The organism is Micromonospora arida, assembly GCF_042873195.1.
Lineage (GTDB): Bacteria > Actinomycetota > Actinomycetes > Mycobacteriales > Micromonosporaceae > Micromonospora > Micromonospora arida.
This window is the reverse complement of sequence record NZ_JBIALC010000001.1, coordinates 275,046-292,299: the sequence shown is the minus strand read 5'-3', so window position 1 is coordinate 292,299 and position 17,254 is coordinate 275,046. Positions and strand designations below refer to the sequence as shown.

Genomic DNA, 17,254 nt, shown 5'->3' with positions numbered 1-17,254 from the left:
TCCCCCAGGATGTCGGTGACCGGGGGCGGCGGGGATCACCCGCCGCCCCCGGCCCATGTCACAGGTCGAGCAGCCGCAGCGGCACGGCGTCTGCCAGTGCCTGGTTGCCGGCGTCGTTCGGGTGGATGTGGTCCCCCGAGTCGTACGCGGGCAGCAGCTGGCTGGGACGTGCCGGGTCGCGCAGCACCCGGTCGAAGTCGAGCAGCCCGTCGAACTCCCGACTGCCGCGCAGGTACGCGTTCACGGCCTGGCGGGTGGCCTCCTTCTGCGGCGTCCACACGCCCGGCGCGCCGTGCCCCTCGTACGGGGTCAGCGTGGCCACCAGGCTGGTCAGCCCGCGCTGCTGGAGCTGCTGGTTGATCTGCCGCAGCGTGCCGATGATCGCCTCGGGTGAGTCGTTCGACATCCAGATGTCGTTGATGCCCAGGTGGGTGACGACGGTACGCACCCCGGTCTGCGGGAACACGTCCTCGTTGAGCCGGGCCGCCGCGTTCGGGCCGAGCTGGTAGTAGCCCGGGTAGTTGCCGTCGCCCGGCTCGGTGCCCTCGTGGTTGAGCCGGTTGCCGGCCAGGCTCAGGTTGAGCACGCCCGGGGTGCGCTTGTCCGGCCGGTCGGCGAGCAGCCGGTCGGAGAGCAGGTCCGGCCAGCGTCGGTTGGCGTTGACGGTGCTGCCGTTGCCGTCACCGATGGAGTCGCTGAGCACGACCAGCGCGCCGGGGCTGCCCTTGCGCTGCACGTCGACTCCGGAGAGGAAGAACCAGCAGCAGGTCGGACGGGTGGTGAACCCGGTGCCCTCGGCCGCCCCGGTCAGGTCCCCGGCGCCAATGAAGTTGGCCTGCTGGGACTGCCCGTGGAACGTGGTCGGGCCGGTCGGCGTCGGGAAGTGCAGGCTGACCACCAGGTCGCTGTCGTCAGCGACCGGGAAGGTCAACGGGTCGCTGAGCAGTTCGGCGCCCCGGTTCATGGTCGCCGTGGTGGCACCGGTGAAGGTCAGCGGACGTACCGAGACCGCGTCGATGTCGGAGAGGTCGTCGGGCGTCGCGGTGTTCGGTCGGGCGACGGTGGCGCGACCGACAGTGACCGCCTGCTCGCCGTAGAGGTTGCTCAGGCGGACCCGCAGCGCCGGGCCGCCCACGGAGACGTGCACGATCATCCGGACGCTCTGGTTGTTGAGGCCGGTGTTGGTCAACCCGACCGAGTTGCCCCGGGTGACCGCGGTGGCCCAACTGCCCGCCCACTCGGCGCGGTCGGCTCGGCTGGCGGCGGTGCCGGACGGACCGGCGCTGGCGACGACGGCGGGTGCGCCGGCGATCAACAGCGCGGCCGCAGCGGCGATGACAGGCCATCTCTTCGGGGTTGCCGTTGCCATGGAACCTCCATCGTGTGGCAGCCCAGGGCCGTCCGCTGACGGCGCCCGCCTGGACGATGGTCCAGAAACCTAGCCGCCGCCGCTGACGGGCGTCAATCAACCTGATCGACGCGATCAAATGTCCGGCGGGCCGCTCGGACCGCCCGTCGGCACGGTTCCGACCAGCCGTTTCCCGCCTAGGCTTCCAGGCGGCGGCGGTGCGGTCGCCCAAGCGCGCCACCGTCGCGTCGTCACCGGGAGCTGCCCGGGGACCGCCGCTTTTCTCAGATGGGGGCTGCCGGATGACTGACGGACCCGGGCACACCACGACCTACGTGCACAGGGTGTTGGACCTCTTCGCCGAATACGGCGACCGGGAGGCGCTTGTCGGCGCCGATCGCCGACTCACCTACACCGAGGCCGCCGCGCGGGTCCGGGCGATGGCCGCGACGTTGACCCGGCACGGCGTACGACCCGGGTCGGCGGTGCTGGTGACAGTCGCGAACGCGGTGGAGGGTCCACTGCTACAGCTCGCCCTGCATCTGCTCGGCTGCCGGACGATGTGGGTCGCCCCGGTGACCGCGCGCCGGGAGGTCGACGAGTTCATCCGGTTGGCCCGCCCGGACGCCGTGGTCTACGACGCCCGGGACCGGGCCAGCCTGGGCCCGGAGCTGGCCGCCGCGCTGCCCGGCACACCGGTCTGCTGTCTGGGCGCGGGCGGTGCCGGCCCCGACCTCACCGCCGACACCGACGCGGCGGAGCTGCCGGCGTCCGTACCGGCGCCCGAGTCGTTCCTGCAGACCAGCGGCACCACCGGCAGCCCGAAGCTGGTACACCACCGGGAGAGCTTCTACGCCCAGATCCTCGCCCTGGCCGCCGACTTCCGCGCCGCCGGGTTCCCGTTGCTGCGGCACCTGTCGCACTCTCCGATGTGGCTGGCCAGCGGGCAGATCACCACACTGTTCAACCTGTTCACCGGCGGGGTGCTGTTCCTGCGCGACGACTGGGACCCGGTGGCCTTCGTGGACACCGTGCAACGGGAGCGGATCAACTCGACCTTCGTCACCCCGCCGATGCTCTACGAGGTGCTGGACCACCCGGCGCTGGTCGGCGCGGACTTCTCCGCCATGTTCATGTTCAACGTGGGCGCCGGACCCGCCGCGCCCACCCGGCTGCGCCAGGCCATCGCGCGGTTCGGTCCGGTACTGCGCATCGTGTACGGCCTCAGCGAGGCGGTCGTGATCACCGCGCTGCCCGGGCTGACCGACGATCCAAAGCACCCGGAGCGGTTGCGCTCCTGCGGGCGGCCCTACGGTGACGTCCGCATCGAGATCCGTGACGACGACGGCGCGGTGCTGCCGACCGGCCGCGACGGCGAGGTGTGGGTACGGACCCGACTGAGCTTCGCCGGCTACCACGGTCAGCCCGAGCTGACCGCGCAGACACTCGTCGACGGGTGGGTGCGGACCCGCGACATCGGCCACCTCGACGACGACGGCTACCTCTACCTCGTCGACCGGGCACACGACATGATCGTCACGCATCGCCGGAACTGGGCGATCTTCTGCCGCCCCATCGAGGACGTGCTGGTCGGGCACCCCCAGGTACGGGCCGCCGCCGTGATCGGCGTGCCGGACCAGACGGTCGGCGAGGTGCCGCACGCGTACGTGGCGCTCGGGCCGGGCGCGACGGTCACCGGGGCGGAGCTGATCGACCTGGTGACCGCCGAACTCAACGAGATGTGGGCGCCGGCCGCTGTGGAGTTCCTCGACCGGCTGCCGGTGAACCGGTCGATGAAGGTGGACAAGCGGGCGCTGCGCGCGCGGTACGCGGCCCGTCGGGCGGCGGCGGTCGGGGCGTGACCCCCCGCCGGCAACTGGTCGTCCTGGTCAGCGCGGACCTGATCTCCAACCTCGGCACCCGCATCTCGGTGGTGACCATTCCGTGGCTGGTGCTGGTCACCACCGGCAGCCCCACCAAGATGGGTCTGGTCGCGTTCGCCGAGACCCTGCCGTACCTGCTGTCCAGCGCGTTGGGCACGCCGTGGGCGGACCGGATCGGCCTGCGCCGTACCTCGATCCTCTGCGACGCGGGCAGCGCGGTGGTGATGGTCGTCGTGGCGCTGACCCCGTGGTTGGGCTTCGTCCCGCTGGTGGCGCTCGTCGCGGTGGCCGGCGCGCTGCGCGGCATCGGGGACCGGGTGAAGCACGTGATGTTCCGCCCGGCCGCGGAGGCCGCCGGAGTGCCGCTGATCCGGCTGACCTCCGCGTACGACGGGCTCAGCCGGGTGGTGACATTGTTCGGCGCCGCAGTGGGCGGCCTGCTGATCGCCGTCTTCGGGGTGACCGAGGCGATCCTCATCGACGCGGCCAGCTTCGGGGTCTGCGCGCTGCTCATCGGCGTCCTGGTCCGCCCGCCGGCCGTCCCGACGCAACCCACCCGGCCGGAAAGTTACCTGCGCGCCCTGCGGGGCGGCTTCAGTTACCTGGGCCGGGACCGGCCGCTGCTCGGCATGCTCGCCGTCATCTCGGCGCTGAACATGGTGGCCAACGCCAGCGTGGCCGTCTACATCCCGGTCTGGGTCGCCCGGGAGCTGCCCGGCCCGAGCGGTCTCGGCCTGGTGTTGGCGGCGTTCTCGGCCGGCGCCCTGCTGGGCAACCTGGTGTTCACCGCGCTCGGGCCCCGGCTGCCCCGGCGGCTGACGTTCCTGGTCGGCGCTCTGGTCGCCGGCACGCCCCGGCTGGTGGCGCTGGCGATCAGCGACGAACTGCCGGTGGTGCTCGTGGTGACGTTCCTGTCCGGAATCGGCATCGCGGCGGTCAACCCGCTGCTCGGGGTGGCGCTCTACGAGCGGGTGCCGCCGGAGTTGCAGACCCGGGTGATCGGCATCGCCGGTTCGTTGGCGTTCGTCGGGTTGCCGGTCGGCGCGCTGCTCGGCGGCTGGTCGGTGGACGCTCTGGGATTCACCCCGGCCCTGCTGACCATGGCGGCGGCGTGCCTGGTGGTCACCGCGTACCCGCTGGTGGCCCGTTCGTCCGAGGCGCAGACGCGGTCCACCCCTGCCGGCACGCGCTGACGCGGCTCGCCGCCACCCACAGCACCGAACAGGGCCGACCGACCGCTGGTCAGCGCCCGGCCGGGGCCGGGCTGGCATGTTCGGTACGGCAGCGTGGGCAGCGCAGTCGCGCCCCCGCGGCCGTTCGGGGCACCCGTAGCCGCTGACCGCAGCCGCAGGTCACGACCAGGGCCGACGCCCGTAGGTATTCGTCCCGCTCCCGGCGTGGCCACCGGCCGTGGCAGCGGGCGCACCACTTCGGCGGGTAGCTGTGGTAGTGGGCCAGGCCGAACGCGCCCGCGACCATCAGCGCGGCGGGGACCAACAGGCCGAGCGGCGCGAACAGCGCGGTCGGCACTCCCCCGACGCCGTCGGAGACCAGCACGGCGACCACCGTGAGCACGACCACCGGCACACCGAGCACTGTGAACCCGAAACCCCAGGCGAAGGCCAGCAGGGACGGCAGGAACATCCACATGCCGCCCGGCGCCCAGCGGCGGACCCCGTACCCGCCGCAGCGCGGGCAGTTCGGCGAGGCGCGGTGCGGCACCGACCGCAGCGCCTTCGGCGCCAGCCACTGAACCAGAAGCTTGAGGATCTCCTCGACCAGTTTCGTCGCGAGGGCCTGCAGGAACGAACCGAGCATCGTCACTCCCCTCGCCGATGGATTCTGCCGTCGGCCCACCACCCATCGTGGGCGGCGGGTGCCAACAGCCCACGCCAGCGCGCCGACGCCGCGTCGTCCAGGACGCCAATCCGACAGCGCCCGAGCGTTGGTCGTCTGTGTCTACCTGGCCGAGGTCAGCCTGACCGGCTGAGCCTGGCCCGGCAGCCCGGCGGTCGGCTAGCGTGCCGGCATGCCATCGACGCTCACCGAATCGACGGACCCGTACTGTCTGCGCCCCGGGGAGGCCACCGAACTGCTGCACGGGCACCCGTGGCGGCGGTTCGTGGCGCTCGGCGACAGCGTCGTGGAGGGCATGTGTGAGCCGACACCGGGCTACCCGGACGTGCAGTGGGTCGACCGGGTCGCCGCCGAGCTGACCGCCGTACGCCCCGAGTTGGCGTACCGGAATCTGGGTCGACGCGGGCTGCGCGCGCACCAGGTGCGGGCCACCCAGCTCGCCCCGGCGCTGGCCTTCGCACCGGACCTGGCGCTGGTCGTCTGCGGCGGCAACGACGCCTTCCACCCGGCGTACGACGCGGAGGCGGTGGACGCCGAGCTGACCGCGGTGATCACCGCGCTGCGCGACGGGGGCGCCGATGTGATCACAGTGGGCATGTTCGACGTCTCGCACAGCCCGGCGGTGCCCGAGCACCTCCGGCCCGGCCTGGGCGAACGAATGCGCCGCCTGTCGGCCCACACGGCAAACCTGGCCGAACGACTGAACACGATCCACGTGCACCTGACCGACCATCCCCTGACGGCCGACCCCACGCTCTACAGCACCGACGGCCGCCATGGCAGCGCCCGCAGCGACGCCGTAGCAACAGCCCAAACCCTCCGCACCCTCTCCCGCCGGCTCCCCCCACCCCGGTGATCATGAGGTTGGCGGGGCCAGGAGCGGCCCAGAGCCCGGTCAACCTCATGATCAACCGGGGAGAGGCCCGGAGGGCGGGGTCAGCCGTGCAGGAGGATTCCGGTCAGGAGGACGCCGTGGGCCAGGTTGAGGATTCCGTCGCAGCCGGGGTAGCCGACCCTCGCCAGAGCGCCGGAGGCTTGGCGGCCGAACAGGTACGGGGCCAGGGAGTACGGCACGTCGGCGGTGACCGTCTCACCCGTCTCGATCTGGACGAAGTCCATCGACACCCGGTCGGTCGGCAGGAACTCCTGGAGGATGGCGCCACCCTGGTCGACGGCGGCGCGCACACCGTCGGCCCAGTCCGCCGCGCTCAACTCCGGGCCGAGCAGGACACCGTGCCCGGCCGAACCGTCGGCCGGCTTCGCCACCAGGGTGGCCTGCTCGGCGATGGCCCGGTCGAGCACCGCGGCGGTCAACGGCACCGTGTACGGCACGTGCCGGCGGATCAGCGCCTGGTCGTCGGCGGGCAGCCCGTCCACGTCCTCCCACAGCCAGCCGAACGTGGTCTTGTTGCCGAGCAGCCAGGCCGCCGCCGACACGAACATCGGTAGGGTGCCGGCGGCGAGGGCCACGGCCACCGCGTCCAGACCGGCGGTGGGGGTGACCCGGTTGGGCACGAACAACCGGAACAACGCGTCGACCGGTGCGCCGTCGACGACCAGGCGGTCGTCGGCGTCCACCGTGGCGGTGGCGACCGAGGCGATGACCAGGTCGATGCCGAAGTCCCGGGCCCGTACGGCGAGGGGGTCGAGGATCCGGATGAACGTCTGCGGGTCGTCGAGGCCGGGGTAGTCGGCGTCGAAGTCCATCAGCAGCGCCACCCGGGCGCCCTCGGGCAGCCGCAACTCCTCGCGGATCGCCACGAAGCGCTGGTCCAGCAGCGACGGCGCGGCCCGCACCGGCAGGTCGTCGAGGATGCCGTGCTCCCGGTAGAGGCCCGCGTACCGCTGGATGACGGTGTCGGCGTCGAACCCGCCACCGAGGCTGCTGTCGATGTTGTACTCGACGAACTTCGGCACCCCGGCGGAGAAGATCACATCCGGGCGGTACGCGGCCAGCAGCGCCTCGGTCAGCGGCTCGGCCTCGTTCAGCAGCCGGGTCTCCCCCGCCGCTACGCCGAGCAGCCGGCGCAGCTCACCGGCGGTGCCGGCCCGGCGACGGCAGGCGTCGAGGATGAGCTGAGCGAGTCGGTCGCAGACCTCGTTGAGTTCCCGCCAGGCGTCGACGGTGAGCACCGGGGGGCGGGCCAACCGCCACTGCTTGTTGTAGGTGGCCCGGCCGTGGAAGACCTGCTCCCAGGCCGCCGCCCCACTGGCCACCATGGCCCGACGGGCCGGCTCCGGCAGGTCGGTCCAGGCCCGGTCGGCCGCCGGCCACGGATAGTTCGGGTCGATCATGATCCGTCCTTCATGGTCAGGTGGATGGCGGTGGCGAGCTGGTCCCGGCCGGGCTGGACGGCCCGGTCCAGTGCGGGGGCGAACGGCAGCACCGCCCCGTCCGGGCGGGTGACCCGGCGCGGCGGGGCGAGCAGCCGGACCCGCTCCACCACGCTCGCGATGATCTCGGCGGCCATCCCGCAGGCACGGTTGCCGTCGTCGAGCACCACGAGGCGTCCGGTGCGGGCCACCGACTCGGTGAGACCGTCGATGTCGAACGGGTACAGGGTGCGCGGGTCGAACACCTCCACCGAGACCTGGTCGGCCAACTCCTCGGCGACGGCGATCGCGTCGTGCACCAGGTGCCCGATCGCGACCACCGTCACGTCGTCGCCGAAGCGGTGGATCCGGCCCCGGCCCAGCGGCACCGGCGCCAGCTCGTCGACGTCGTCGCGTACGTCCATCGCACCGGCCGGCGCGAACACCACCACCGGGTCGTCGTGGCGGATCGCGGTGACCAGCAGCCCGTACGCGTCGGCCGGGGTGGCCGGCACGACGGTGACCACGCCGACGTGGGCGAAGAGGCTGTACGGGTGGTCGGAGTGCTGCCCGGCCCACCCGGTACGCGAGCCGGACCCGGGGACCAGGTAGGTGACGGGGACACGGCACTGCCCGCCGGTCATCAGCGGGAACTTGTGCGCGTGGTTGACGATCTGCTCGAAGACCAGGAACAGCAGCGACGGGATCTGGAACTCGATCACCGGTCGCAGCCCGGCCAGCGCCGCCCCGGTGGCGAAGCTGGTGAACGCCTGCTCGGACAGGGGGGTGTCGCGGACCCGTTCGGTGCCGAATCGCTTGGCCAGCCCGGTGGTCACCAGCGACGCCCCGACCTGGACGTCCTCGCCGAGCAGGAACACCGCCTCGTCGCGGGCCAACTCGTCACCGATGGCCCGGGTGAGCGCCCGGCGGTACGACAGTCGGGGCACCTCAGCCACCTCCGGTGCGAACGGTCAGGCCGCTGGCGTACAGGTAGGTCAACGCGTCGGCCGGGTCGGGTTCCGGGCTGCTCAGGGCGAACCGCACCGCCGCGTCGAGGGTCGCCTCGACCTCGGCGTCCACGGCGGCGCGGTCGGTGTTTGTGAGGCGTTCGCCCTGGATACGCACCGGGTCGCGGGCCCGACCCCGGGTCACCTCGTCGGGTGGCCGGTAGTCGTCGAGGCGTACCGCGTGTTCGAAGGTGTGGTGGACGTCGAAGCGGTAGGTCCGGGCCTCGATCAGCTCGGGGCCGCCGCCGGCGCGCATCCGGTCGACGGCGGCGCACGCGGCGACGCGTACCGTCTCGGGGTCCTGGCCGTCGACTCCGACGGCCGGGATGCCGAACGCGGCGGCCCGACCGGCGATGCTGCCGGCCACCGCGCCGGCGACCGGCATGGTGGTGGCGTAGCCGTTGTTCTCGCAGACGAACAGCACCGGCACCCGCCAGAGCGCGGCCAGGTTGAACGCCTCCAGCAGCATCCCCTCGTTGACCGCGCCGTCGCCGAAGAAGCTCACACCGACGGTGTCGCGGCCCCGGCGGCGGTGGGCCCAGACCGCGCCCGTGATGATCGCCCCGGAGGCGCCGACGATCGCGTTGGCGCCGAGTACGCCGATGCTCAGGTCGGCGGCGTGCATCGAACCGCCCCGGCCGGCGTTGAGGCCGGTGACCCGGCCGCACAGCTCGGCGAGCATCCGGGCCGGGTCGGCTCCGCGCGCCAGGACGTGCCCGTGGCCGCGGTGGGTGCCGGCGAGCACGTCGTCGGCGTCCAGCGCGGCGCAGACGCCGGCGGCGATCCCCTCCTGACCGAGGTACGGGTGGATGCCGCCGACGATCTGCCCGCCGTGGACCAGCTCCACCGCCCGTTCCTCGAACCGGCGGATCAGCCGGACCGTGCGGTAGAGCCGGACCGGGTCGGCGTCGGTCACGCGGGCCCCTTGATGGCGGCCAGGATGTCGTCCCAGAGCCGGGCCCGGGCGGCGAGGGCGGTGTTGACCGTGTCGGCGCACTCCTGCCACTTGCCGTCGTCGTCGCCGCACAGGTCGGCGAGCATCTGCATGGCCATCGGGGTGTGCTGTTCGCCGTCGACCTCGATGTGCCGGTGCAGGTAGTCGACGAAGGTGTGCAGCCGGTTGCTGTGCTCGTTGACCGAGACGACCTGGGTGAACATGTCCGGGATCAGGTCCTCCCGGCCGAAGGCGAAGGCCGCCGCCTGGCAGTGCACCGGGGTGGACTCGATGATCTGCCAGGTGGTCGCGGCGAACCTCGCCGACGCGGCCGGCACCCCGGCCTCGGCGAGCGCCTCGGTGACCGGTCGGCCGGCGCGCAGCAGGTCGACCAGCGCGTTCACCGCCGTGGTGTCCGCGCCGGCCTCGGCCATGCCCTGCACGTACAGCTCGAAGTGGCTGATGTAGCCGCCGCCCAGCTCGTCGCTCTCCTCGACCATGACGATGTCGTTGATGAGGCGGCGGCTGCCGGTCGGGCCGGTCGGGATCCACGGCACGGTGACGCAGGTCAGTTGCCGTTGCAGCGACTTCAGCAGGGACATGAAGTCCCAGACGGCGAAGACGTGGTACTGCATGAAGGTGACCAGCGCCTCGTGGGTGTCGAGGTTGGCGTAGAGCGGGTGCTTGACCACGGCGTCGCGCCGGTCGGTCACCGCCTGCTCCAACCGCTCGATGCCCGGGTGCGTCTTACCCCAGTCGTACCGTGACATGTCAGCCTCCCTGCTGGGCGCGGTGGCGCCAGATGACCGGGCAGTAGTCGGGGTCCGCGTAGTCCGGCCGCCCGTCGTGGGTGCGGCGGACCAGCACGTCGTGGTTGTACGCGGCGAGCGTGCCGTCGGAGAGCGGATACTCCCGCCAGGCGTTGTCGCCGTCCTGCAGGTGCAGCGAGATCGCCTGTCGGGGGCGACCGCTGACGTTGGGGCCGCTGCCGTGGTAGGTGCGGCAGTGGTGGAAGCTCACGTGTCCCTTGGGGATCACCATCGGGATCTTGCGGATCTCCGCGCCGTTGTACGCGGCGTTCTCGGCGAGCATCTCCTCCAACTGGCCGCGGTCCCGGTCGGCGAAGTGCCGCACGACCGTGTCGTCGGCGCCGACCTCCTTCCACCGGTGCGAACCGTCGACCATCGTGATGGTGCCCATCTCCTCCCCGCAGTCGTGGAAGGGGATGAACGCGGTGAGCATCTTCTCCGACGACGAGGACGCCCAGTAGTGCTTGTCGAAGTGCCAGGGCACGATGTTGCTGGGCTCGCCGGAGATCGGCGGCTTGTAGATCAGCGTGGACTGGAAGACCCGGATCTCGTCGGCCTGGGCGAGCCGGGCGGCGACCGCGCCGAGCAGCGGCTTGCGCAGGATCGCGCCGAGCCCGTCGTGCTCGTGGTGGACGTAGTCGTTGTGCCGCTGCACGGGACCCTTGGAGGGCTCCCAGTAGGCCAGCTTCGGTGGGCGTACCGGCAGCCGCCGGCTCCGTTCCCCGTCGTAGTAGCGCTGCGTGGCGGCGGCGAGGGCGTCCACCTCGTCGTCGGTGAACACCTTTCCCGACAGGTACCAGCCGTGCTCGGCGTAGTGCCGCACGTCGTCGTCGGACGGCAGCAGCGCCTGTTCCTCGGCGGTCAGCGCGGGTTCGAACTCGGTAGCGGTCATGCCCCCACCCCCTGTGGTGTGGCCGCCACGGCGGCCAGTTCCCGTTCCTTGGCCTCGTAGAGCGCCTTGATGTTGCCGCTGCCGAAGCCCCGCGCGCCGCGTCGCTCGATCAGCTCCAGGAAGAGCGTGCGACGCACGTGCATCGACTCGGCGAAGATCTGCAGGAGCTGGCCGTCGTGGTCGGAGTCGACGAGCACACCCAGCTCGCGCAGCCGGTGCAGCGGGGCGTCGATCCGACCGACCCGCGCCTCCAGGGCGTCGTAGTAGCTTGCGGGGGTGCCGGCGAAGCGCACCCCGCGCCGGCCCAGCGCCTCCACCGCGCCGACGATGTCGTCGGTGCGCAGCCCCAGGTGCTGCACTCCCCCGCCGGCGTGCTGGTCGAGGAACGCGTCGATCTGCCCGGGCCGTCGGGTGCGGTCCGGTTCGAGCAGCACCACTGTGACCCGCCCGGACCGACTCTGCACCACCTTGGAGTTCATTGCCTGCCCGTCGACCTCGATGTGCTCCTCGAAGATCTGCGCGAAGTCGAACAGCTCCTCGAAGTGCCGGACCGTCTCGTCGAGCTGGCCGGGCGGCACGCAGACCGCCAGGTGGTCGATCTCGGCGAGCACCGGCGGGTGGCCGTCCGTCGCGGACGTCGCCGCGGTGATGGCTCCGGGCAGGAAGTCGCCCCCCTCGCCCCGGCGCTGCACCAGCCGGTGCCGCACGTCGGCGAAGCCGTCCACCTCGGCGATCACCACCTCGGCGTCCGCGCCGGTGCGGGTGGTCGGCGGCGTCACCCCGGTCGCGCCCCGACCCACCAGCTCGGCGTACGCGGCCGACACGTCGTCGACCTCGACGGCGACGACCCCGATGCCGTCACCGTGGCGTTGCACGTACCGCGACGCCGGATGCTCGGCGCTCAACCCGGAGGTGAGCAGCAACCGGATGTCGCCGTGGCAGAGCAGCAGCGAGCGCTGCCCCGCCAACCCGGTCTCCGGACCACCCTGGCCACAGATCTCGAAGCCGACGGCGGTGCTGAAGTAGAAGGCCGCCTGTCGGGCGTCCCCCACATAGAGTTCGATGTGGTCGATACCACGGATGTCCATGTCCCCTGAAACCCTTCCCACCCGATTCCCCCTGTGTTGCCGTCCGGGCACACCCCGCCCGGGATGCCGCCTCGATCACCCCCTCGGCTCGGCGACGCGGGCCAGCAGCAGGCTCACGTTCTGGCCGCCGAACCCGAACGAGTTGGTGACCGCGTACTCCAGGTCGGCCTTGCGGGGCGTGCCACGGATGTGGTCCGCCGGGCAGGCCGGATCCGGATCGTCGAGGTGGTACGTCGGCGGCAGCAGGCCCCGACCGAGCGCCAACGCGGTGGCCGCCGTCTCCAGCACCCCGGAGGCACCGAGCAGGTGACCGGTGAGCGCCTTGGTGGAGCTGACCGGCACACCACCGACGCCGAAGACGTCGGCCAGGGCGGTGGTCTCCGCGATGTCCCCGAGCTTCGTGCCGGTGCCGTGCGCGTTGACGTAACCGACCGCCGCCGCCGGCACACCGGCGCTGCGCAGCGCCCGGCGGATGCACGCCGCCGCGCCGGCGCCGTCCGGGCGGGGGGCGGTCGGGTGGTACGCGTCCGTCGTCGCCCCGTGGCCGGCCACCTCGGCGTACCCGGCGACGCCGCGCGCCGCGGCGTGCTCGGCGCGTTCGAGCACCAGCAGCGCGGCACCCTCGGAGAGGACGAACCCGCTGCGGGAGGTGTCGAACGGCCGACTCGCCCGGCCCGGGTCGGTGCCGGCGCGCGCCAAGGCCCGCGCGTTGCCGAAGGTGTCGGCGAAGGTCGGGAAGAGCGGTGCCTCGCTGGCCCCGCAGAGCACCACGTCGACCTCTCCGGTCGCGATGAGCCGCACCCCGTCGGCGACCGCCTGGGCGCCGGAGGCGCAGGCGGTGCCGACCGACGAGCTGTAGCCGCGGATGCCGTGCGCGATGGCGATCCGCGCCGCCGGCATGTTCGGCAGGATCCCGGTGAGCAGGTACGGGCTGACCGCCGCCCGGCCCCGGGCCGCCCGGGCCAGCACCTGCGACTCCAGGGTGGCCATCCCGCCGACCCCACCGACGATCACACCGATCCGTTCGGGGTCGACGTCGCGGCCCACCTCGATGCCGGCGTCGGTGAGAGCGTCGGCGGCGGCGAGCAGGGCGAGGACGACGATCCGGTCCAGCACCCGGGTCTCCGGCCCGGACGCCACTGTCCGCGGCTCGATGTCGGGCAGCAGGCCGGCGACGTCCAGTGACTCCCTGACCGGGTGCCCCTCGGGCGGGCGGGTCAGCCCGGACCGGCCGGTGGTCAGCGCGTCGAAGGTCTCCTCGACACCCCGCCCGACCGGGGTGAACAGACCCATCCCCGTGATCAACGCGGTCACGAGCTGGCCTCGGTGAGGTAGCGCTCGCGCAGGACCACCTTGCGGACCTTGCCGGTCACGGTGACCGGGATGTCGGCGGAGCGCACCGGCACGACCCGGCGCAGCGTGGCGCCGACGTCCGGGCCGAGGGCGTCGCGGACCCGCTCGGTGCGGTCCTCGGCCTCGTCGGCACCGGCGGCCAACTCCAGCAGCACGTCGGTGACGACCGCGCCGGCCTCGGCGACGATCACCACCGTGCAGTCGGTGACGTCCGGACAGGCGGCGAGGATGCGCTCCTCGGACAGCGCGGTGTAGAAGCGCCGCCCGTCACCGGCGTCGACCGAGTCCACCGCCCGGTCCAGGTGGTAGTAGCGGCCGTTGGTGTCGGCGCGGACCAGGTCACCGGTGAGGTACCAGCCGCGCTGGCGGAAGCGGTAGGTGGTGACCGAGTCGTTCCAGTAGCCCCGGAACAGCGACGGCGAGTCGATGCCCAGGAATCCCACCTCGCCGACCGGCACCGGCTCGCCGTCGGCGTCGAGCACCGCGACCCTGGCGAACTGGTACGGGCGGCCGATGCAGCGGCCGTACCGGTCGGTGTCGGCACGGTGGGTGATGTGGAACATCGAGTGCCCCATCTCGCTGGAGCCCAACCCGTCGATGAAGACCGAACCGGGCACCTTTGCCACCCCGTCACGGGTGATGGTGTCGCGCCAACCGACCGCGACGAGGCGACGGATGTGCGGCTCGTGCGAGGCGTCGCCGGTGTTGAACCACAGCCGCACCGAGTCCAGGTCGTACCCGGACAGGTCGAAGCGGGCCAACTCGGCCCAGGTGACCGAGAAACCGAACACCCCGTCGGGGCGCCAGCGTTGGATGGCGTCCAGCACCCGCTCGCCGCCCTGCTCAGAGAGCAGGAACATCTGCGCGCGGTTGCCCAGCGCCTGGTTGACCATCAGCACCGTGGCGGTGTGCGGTGCGGGCAGCGCGTTGAGGATCCGGGTGGTGCCCTGCGCCTGCGGCATGGTGAGCAGGTGCCGGGTGGCCGCGAAGAGGCTGGCGTGCGAGTGCAGCACCGCCTTGGGCACCCCGGTCGTCCCGGAGGTGTGGGTGATCACGATCGGGTCGTCCGGGTGGTGCCGGTAGTGTGCCGGGGCCGTGGCCGGGTCACCCGTGCCGGCCTGTGCGGGGGTGCCGAGCAGGGGTACGCCCAGGTCGTGCCCGGCCAGCAGCGCGGTGTGCGCGTCGTCGGCCAGCACACCGACGCCCCGTAGGCGACGGATGTACTCGGCGGCGATCTCCGGGCGGAGTTTGCCGTTCATCAGCGCCGGGATCGCCCCGAGCCGGGCCAGCGCCAGGAAGCTGAGCACCATGTCGGCGGCGGTGGAGGCCCAGACGGCGACCGGGTCGCGGGGGCGTACCCCTTGTCCGTGCAGCCAGGCGGCGCGGGCGGCGACCCGCTCGTCGAGCCGCCCCAGCGTCAGCGGCGTCTCGGCGGGGTGCCCGTCGACGGCGGTGTCGAAGGTCAGGCCGGGCCCGTCCGGATCGGCGCCGTGCGCCAGCACCCGGGCCAGGACGTTGCCCGCACCCAGTTCGGTGTCGGCGGCCAGTGCGCCGCGCAGTCCCCGTTTCCTCATGGTCGTGCTCCTCCCCCCAGCAGCACCGCGACCGCCTCGGTCGGCTTGTCGGGTGCCTGTTCGATCAGGATCAGCAACACCTCGTCGGCGTCGCCGTCGTCGCGCAGCAGGTCGGCCTCGGCGACACCGTCGGTGTACGGGTCGCCGGTCGGGCTGAGGCAGACCACCGGGCCGCGCAGGTTCCAGCGGGCCGCGAGGTGCCCGGCGACGCTGTTGGGCACGGACTGGAAGAAGAACAGTGGGCCGATCCGCCCGCCGGCCTCGACGGTGGCCCGTACGTGCCGGGCGCTGGCGAGATCACCGCTGGCGCTGACCAGCACGATTCCCGTCCGCACCCCGGCGGGCACTCCCGCCGACCCGTACCCTCGTCGCAGACACCGTTCCGCGACGGCCACCACCACCGGCGCGAAGTCCGAGTGCACAAACCCCGGCACCCCCGCCGCCGCGCCGCCACCGTCTCCACCCTCGGGCCAGACAGCCCGAGCCCTGTGCCCCGGCGATCTTGCGGTTTCGGTCGTCGGTTCAGGTGGTTGGTCGGATTCGTCGGGGCAGATAGTGCAAGATCGCGGGGAGTTGGGGGCGGTCATCCGACGCCGACCAGGAGTGCGGTGTTGGCGCCGCCGAAGGCGGCGTTGAGTGTCAGGGCGTGGGTGGCTTCCGTCCTGTGCGGACGGTCTCTGACGACGTTCAGGAGGCAGGAGTCGTCGGGGCCCAGCCAGCCGGCGTTGACCGGCAGTTCGCCGTGGCGCAGCGCGAGCGCGGTGACCACCAGTTCGAGCAACCCGGACGCCTCCAACGCGTGCCCGTGCACCGACTTCGTGGAGCTGACCGGGACCCGGTCGGCATGCTCGCCGAGGGCCCGGCGCAGGGCGGCCGCCTCGGCGGCGTCGCTCTGCGCGGTACCGGTGGCGTTGGCGTTGACGTAGCCGACGGACTCCGGTGGCAGCCCGGCCCGGCGCAGCGCGCCGCCGACCGCGCGGGCCAGCCCGGTGCCGCCGGGCTCCGGCTGGCAGGGATGGAACGCGTCACCGGCCCGCCCCCAACCCAGCACTGTGGCCACCGGCTCGACACCCCGCCGTCGGCCGGTGCTCGATTCCAGCACCACCGCGGCCACGCCGTCACCCAGCAGCAACCCCCGGCGGCCGGCGCTGAACGGGCGGACCGCCCCGTCGACAGCGAGGGCACGACCGGCGTCGAAGAGCGCGAACTGGTCCGCCTCAACCAGGTAGCCGGCCGCGACCACCACCCGCTCGACATCGCCCCGGGTGATCCGGGCGGCGGCGTCGGCCACCGCCGTGCTCGCCGACACGCAGGCGCTGGTGTAGACCCGGGTGTGACCCGACAGTCCACAGCGGGCCGCGAGCTGACCGGCGAGCACGGCTGGCGCCGGGCCCGAGGCCGGGGGGCCGCCGTGCACGGCGAGCAGCAGTGCGCATCCGGTGCGCTGCGCGCGGTCCAGGCCGGCCGCCCGGCAGGCCGCGTCGATCGCGACGGCCAACTCGTCGGTGAGCGTGGCGATCTCGGGCAGGGTGGCCGCCACGGTGACCCGGCGGGCTGCGGTGTCGAATCGGCCCACCGGTCCGAATGCCGGCACCCCGGCCAGCACACGGGTGAGCTGCGCGTCGGCGCCCCGCCCCAGGGCGCTGACCGCGTACACACCGGTGAGCTGGGCGACGCGCGCCTCAACCATCTGCGGAGGCGGTCAGCGACGCCCGGAACACCACCAGGGCGTCGTCGACGGTGCGGATGCCGGCCAGTTCGTCGTCGGTGAGGTCGAGCCGACGTTCGTAGCGCTGTTCGACGAGGTGCACCAGCCAGGCAAGCTCCATCGAGCCGATCCGGTCGGACACCTCGGCAGCCGGTTTCGCGGTGAGTTCGGCGAGCATGGTCATCAGGTCAGCTCGCCCCAGATCGGGCTGACCGCTCATCAGCCTTTGTCGCTCGTCGCCTCGGTGACGCGATTGGCGACCATGGTGGTGAACTCGCCGACCGTCATGAGGGCCAGCTGCTCGGACTCGTCGTCGGCGAACGTCACGCCGTACCGATCCTCGACCCGCACGGACAGGTCGGCCAGCGCGAGCGACTCCAGGTCGACGCCGGAGGGGCCGAGCGTGGTGTCGTCGTCGAGCCCCTCGACGTCGTAGTTCATGTCGGCGAGCTGCTCGACGACGAAGGCGCGGACCTCGGCTCTCATGG

General features: G+C 72.6%; 17 protein-coding genes. 3 read left to right on the top strand and 14 right to left on the bottom strand.

Annotation, left to right across the window (positions count from 1 at the left end; all coding sequences use genetic code 11):
- Positions 1 to 58 precede the first annotated feature (58 nt).
- Positions 59 to 1,336 carry an SGNH/GDSL hydrolase family protein gene (locus ACFYP0_RS01465; RefSeq protein ID WP_356976608.1) on the bottom strand — a complete coding sequence of 426 codons (1,278 nt, stop codon included), beginning with the start codon at positions 1,334 to 1,336 and terminating at the stop codon, positions 59 to 61.
- Positions 1,337 to 1,650: 314 nt separating this feature from the next.
- Between ACFYP0_RS01465 and ACFYP0_RS01460 the strand changes: the two genes are divergently transcribed.
- Together ACFYP0_RS01460 and ACFYP0_RS01455 are read left to right on the top strand one after the other, a co-directional pair.
- Positions 1,651 to 3,210, top strand: coding sequence for an AMP-binding protein (locus ACFYP0_RS01460; protein WP_356976500.1), 1,560 nt, complete (start codon positions 1,651 to 1,653; stop codon positions 3,208 to 3,210).
- Entirely contained in the window at positions 3,207 to 4,424 is a 1,218-nt protein-coding gene (locus ACFYP0_RS01455) for an MFS transporter (protein ID WP_356976502.1), read from the top strand. The genes ACFYP0_RS01460 and ACFYP0_RS01455 overlap by 4 nt, the downstream gene beginning before the upstream one ends.
- 49 nt (positions 4,425 to 4,473) lie before the next feature.
- On the opposite strand, the gene ACFYP0_RS01450 is transcribed toward ACFYP0_RS01455, so the two are convergent.
- The gene (locus ACFYP0_RS01450; protein WP_356976504.1) at positions 4,474 to 5,049 is read right to left on the bottom strand and encodes a hypothetical protein; all 576 of its coding nucleotides are present in this window, start codon (positions 5,047 to 5,049) and stop codon (positions 4,474 to 4,476) included.
- Between the two features lie 211 nt (positions 5,050 to 5,260).
- Here ACFYP0_RS01450 and ACFYP0_RS01445 point away from each other — a divergent pair, with 211 nt between their 5' ends.
- Positions 5,261 to 5,944, top strand: a complete 684-nt coding sequence (locus ACFYP0_RS01445; protein WP_356976506.1) for an SGNH/GDSL hydrolase family protein — start codon at positions 5,261 to 5,263, stop codon at positions 5,942 to 5,944.
- Positions 5,945 to 6,024: 80 nt separating this feature from the next.
- On the opposite strand, the gene ACFYP0_RS01440 is transcribed toward ACFYP0_RS01445, so the two are convergent.
- The 12 genes from ACFYP0_RS01440 to ACFYP0_RS01385 all read right to left on the bottom strand — a co-directional run bounded on the left by ACFYP0_RS01440 (position 6,025) and on the right by ACFYP0_RS01385 (position 17,252).
- Positions 6,025 to 7,383, bottom strand: a complete 1,359-nt coding sequence (locus ACFYP0_RS01440; RefSeq protein ID WP_356976508.1) for a hypothetical protein — start codon at positions 7,381 to 7,383, stop codon at positions 6,025 to 6,027.
- A complete protein-coding gene (locus ACFYP0_RS01435; RefSeq protein WP_356976510.1) occupies positions 7,380 to 8,348 on the bottom strand; it encodes an alpha-ketoacid dehydrogenase subunit beta in 969 nt (322 codons plus the stop codon). Before ACFYP0_RS01435 ends, ACFYP0_RS01440 begins: the two co-directional genes overlap by 4 nt.
- 1 nt (position 8,349) lies before the next feature.
- A complete protein-coding gene (locus tag ACFYP0_RS01430; RefSeq protein WP_124858875.1) occupies positions 8,350 to 9,324 on the bottom strand; it encodes a thiamine pyrophosphate-dependent dehydrogenase E1 component subunit alpha in 975 nt (324 codons plus the stop codon).
- On the bottom strand, positions 9,321 to 10,112 hold the full coding sequence (locus ACFYP0_RS01425) for a DUF3050 domain-containing protein (RefSeq protein ID WP_124858874.1): 792 nt from the start codon (positions 10,110 to 10,112) through the stop codon (positions 9,321 to 9,323). Before ACFYP0_RS01425 ends, ACFYP0_RS01430 begins: the two co-directional genes overlap by 4 nt.
- A gap of 1 nt (position 10,113) precedes the next feature.
- The gene (locus tag ACFYP0_RS01420) at positions 10,114 to 11,043 is read right to left on the bottom strand and encodes a phytanoyl-CoA dioxygenase family protein (protein ID WP_356976513.1); all 930 of its coding nucleotides are present in this window, start codon (positions 11,041 to 11,043) and stop codon (positions 10,114 to 10,116) included.
- Positions 11,040 to 12,131 carry a 4-hydroxyphenylpyruvate dioxygenase gene (gene hppD / locus ACFYP0_RS01415; protein WP_124858872.1) on the bottom strand — a complete coding sequence of 364 codons (1,092 nt, stop codon included), beginning with the start codon at positions 12,129 to 12,131 and terminating at the stop codon, positions 11,040 to 11,042. Before hppD ends, ACFYP0_RS01420 begins: the two co-directional genes overlap by 4 nt.
- A gap of 75 nt (positions 12,132 to 12,206) precedes the next feature.
- Positions 12,207 to 13,445 carry a beta-ketoacyl-[acyl-carrier-protein] synthase family protein gene (locus tag ACFYP0_RS01410; RefSeq protein ID WP_356976515.1) on the bottom strand — a complete coding sequence of 413 codons (1,239 nt, stop codon included), beginning with the start codon at positions 13,443 to 13,445 and terminating at the stop codon, positions 12,207 to 12,209.
- The gene (locus ACFYP0_RS01405; protein WP_124858870.1) at positions 13,442 to 15,058 is read right to left on the bottom strand and encodes a class I adenylate-forming enzyme family protein; all 1,617 of its coding nucleotides are present in this window, start codon (positions 15,056 to 15,058) and stop codon (positions 13,442 to 13,444) included. The genes ACFYP0_RS01410 and ACFYP0_RS01405 overlap by 4 nt, the downstream gene beginning before the upstream one ends.
- The gene (locus ACFYP0_RS01400) at positions 15,055 to 15,612 is read right to left on the bottom strand and encodes a beta-ketoacyl synthase chain length factor (protein WP_386994831.1); all 558 of its coding nucleotides are present in this window, start codon (positions 15,610 to 15,612) and stop codon (positions 15,055 to 15,057) included. The genes ACFYP0_RS01405 and ACFYP0_RS01400 overlap by 4 nt, the downstream gene beginning before the upstream one ends.
- A gap of 29 nt (positions 15,613 to 15,641) precedes the next feature.
- Positions 15,642 to 16,748 (bottom strand): beta-ketoacyl-[acyl-carrier-protein] synthase family protein, encoded by a 1,107-nt coding sequence (locus ACFYP0_RS01395; RefSeq protein WP_124858868.1) that lies wholly within the window; start codon positions 16,746 to 16,748, stop codon positions 15,642 to 15,644.
- Positions 16,741 to 16,986, bottom strand: coding sequence for an acyl carrier protein (locus ACFYP0_RS01390; protein WP_112587240.1), 246 nt, complete (start codon positions 16,984 to 16,986; stop codon positions 16,741 to 16,743). Before ACFYP0_RS01390 ends, ACFYP0_RS01395 begins: the two co-directional genes overlap by 8 nt.
- A complete protein-coding gene (locus ACFYP0_RS01385) occupies positions 16,986 to 17,252 on the bottom strand; it encodes an acyl carrier protein (RefSeq protein ID WP_091397621.1) in 267 nt (88 codons plus the stop codon). The genes ACFYP0_RS01390 and ACFYP0_RS01385 overlap by 1 nt, the downstream gene beginning before the upstream one ends.
- Positions 17,253 to 17,254 lie beyond the last annotated feature (2 nt).

Excerpts from the sequence above, each read along its gene's own strand:
- ACFYP0_RS01460 (WP_356976500.1), top strand. The coding sequence starts at position 1,651 with ATGACTGACGGACCCGGGCACACCACGACCTACGTGCACAGGGTGTTG.
- ACFYP0_RS01450 (WP_356976504.1), bottom strand. The coding sequence starts at position 5,049 with ATGCTCGGTTCGTTCCTGCAGGCCCTCGCGACGAAACTGGTCGAGGAG.
- ACFYP0_RS01445 (WP_356976506.1), top strand. The coding sequence starts at position 5,261 with ATGCCATCGACGCTCACCGAATCGACGGACCCGTACTGTCTGCGCCCC.
- ACFYP0_RS01440 (WP_356976508.1), bottom strand. The coding sequence starts at position 7,383 with ATGATCGACCCGAACTATCCGTGGCCGGCGGCCGACCGGGCCTGGACC.
- ACFYP0_RS01425 (WP_124858874.1), bottom strand. The coding sequence starts at position 10,112 with ATGTCACGGTACGACTGGGGTAAGACGCACCCGGGCATCGAGCGGTTG.
- ACFYP0_RS01420 (WP_356976513.1), bottom strand. The coding sequence starts at position 11,043 with ATGACCGCTACCGAGTTCGAACCCGCGCTGACCGCCGAGGAACAGGCG.
- hppD (WP_124858872.1), bottom strand. The coding sequence starts at position 12,131 with ATGGACATCCGTGGTATCGACCACATCGAACTCTATGTGGGGGACGCC.
- ACFYP0_RS01405 (WP_124858870.1), bottom strand. The coding sequence starts at position 15,058 with ATGAGGAAACGGGGACTGCGCGGCGCACTGGCCGCCGACACCGAACTG.
- ACFYP0_RS01395 (WP_124858868.1), bottom strand. The coding sequence starts at position 16,748 with ATGGTTGAGGCGCGCGTCGCCCAGCTCACCGGTGTGTACGCGGTCAGC.
- ACFYP0_RS01390 (WP_112587240.1), bottom strand. The coding sequence starts at position 16,986 with ATGAGCGGTCAGCCCGATCTGGGGCGAGCTGACCTGATGACCATGCTC.
- ACFYP0_RS01385 (WP_091397621.1), bottom strand. The coding sequence starts at position 17,252 with ATGAGAGCCGAGGTCCGCGCCTTCGTCGTCGAGCAGCTCGCCGACATG.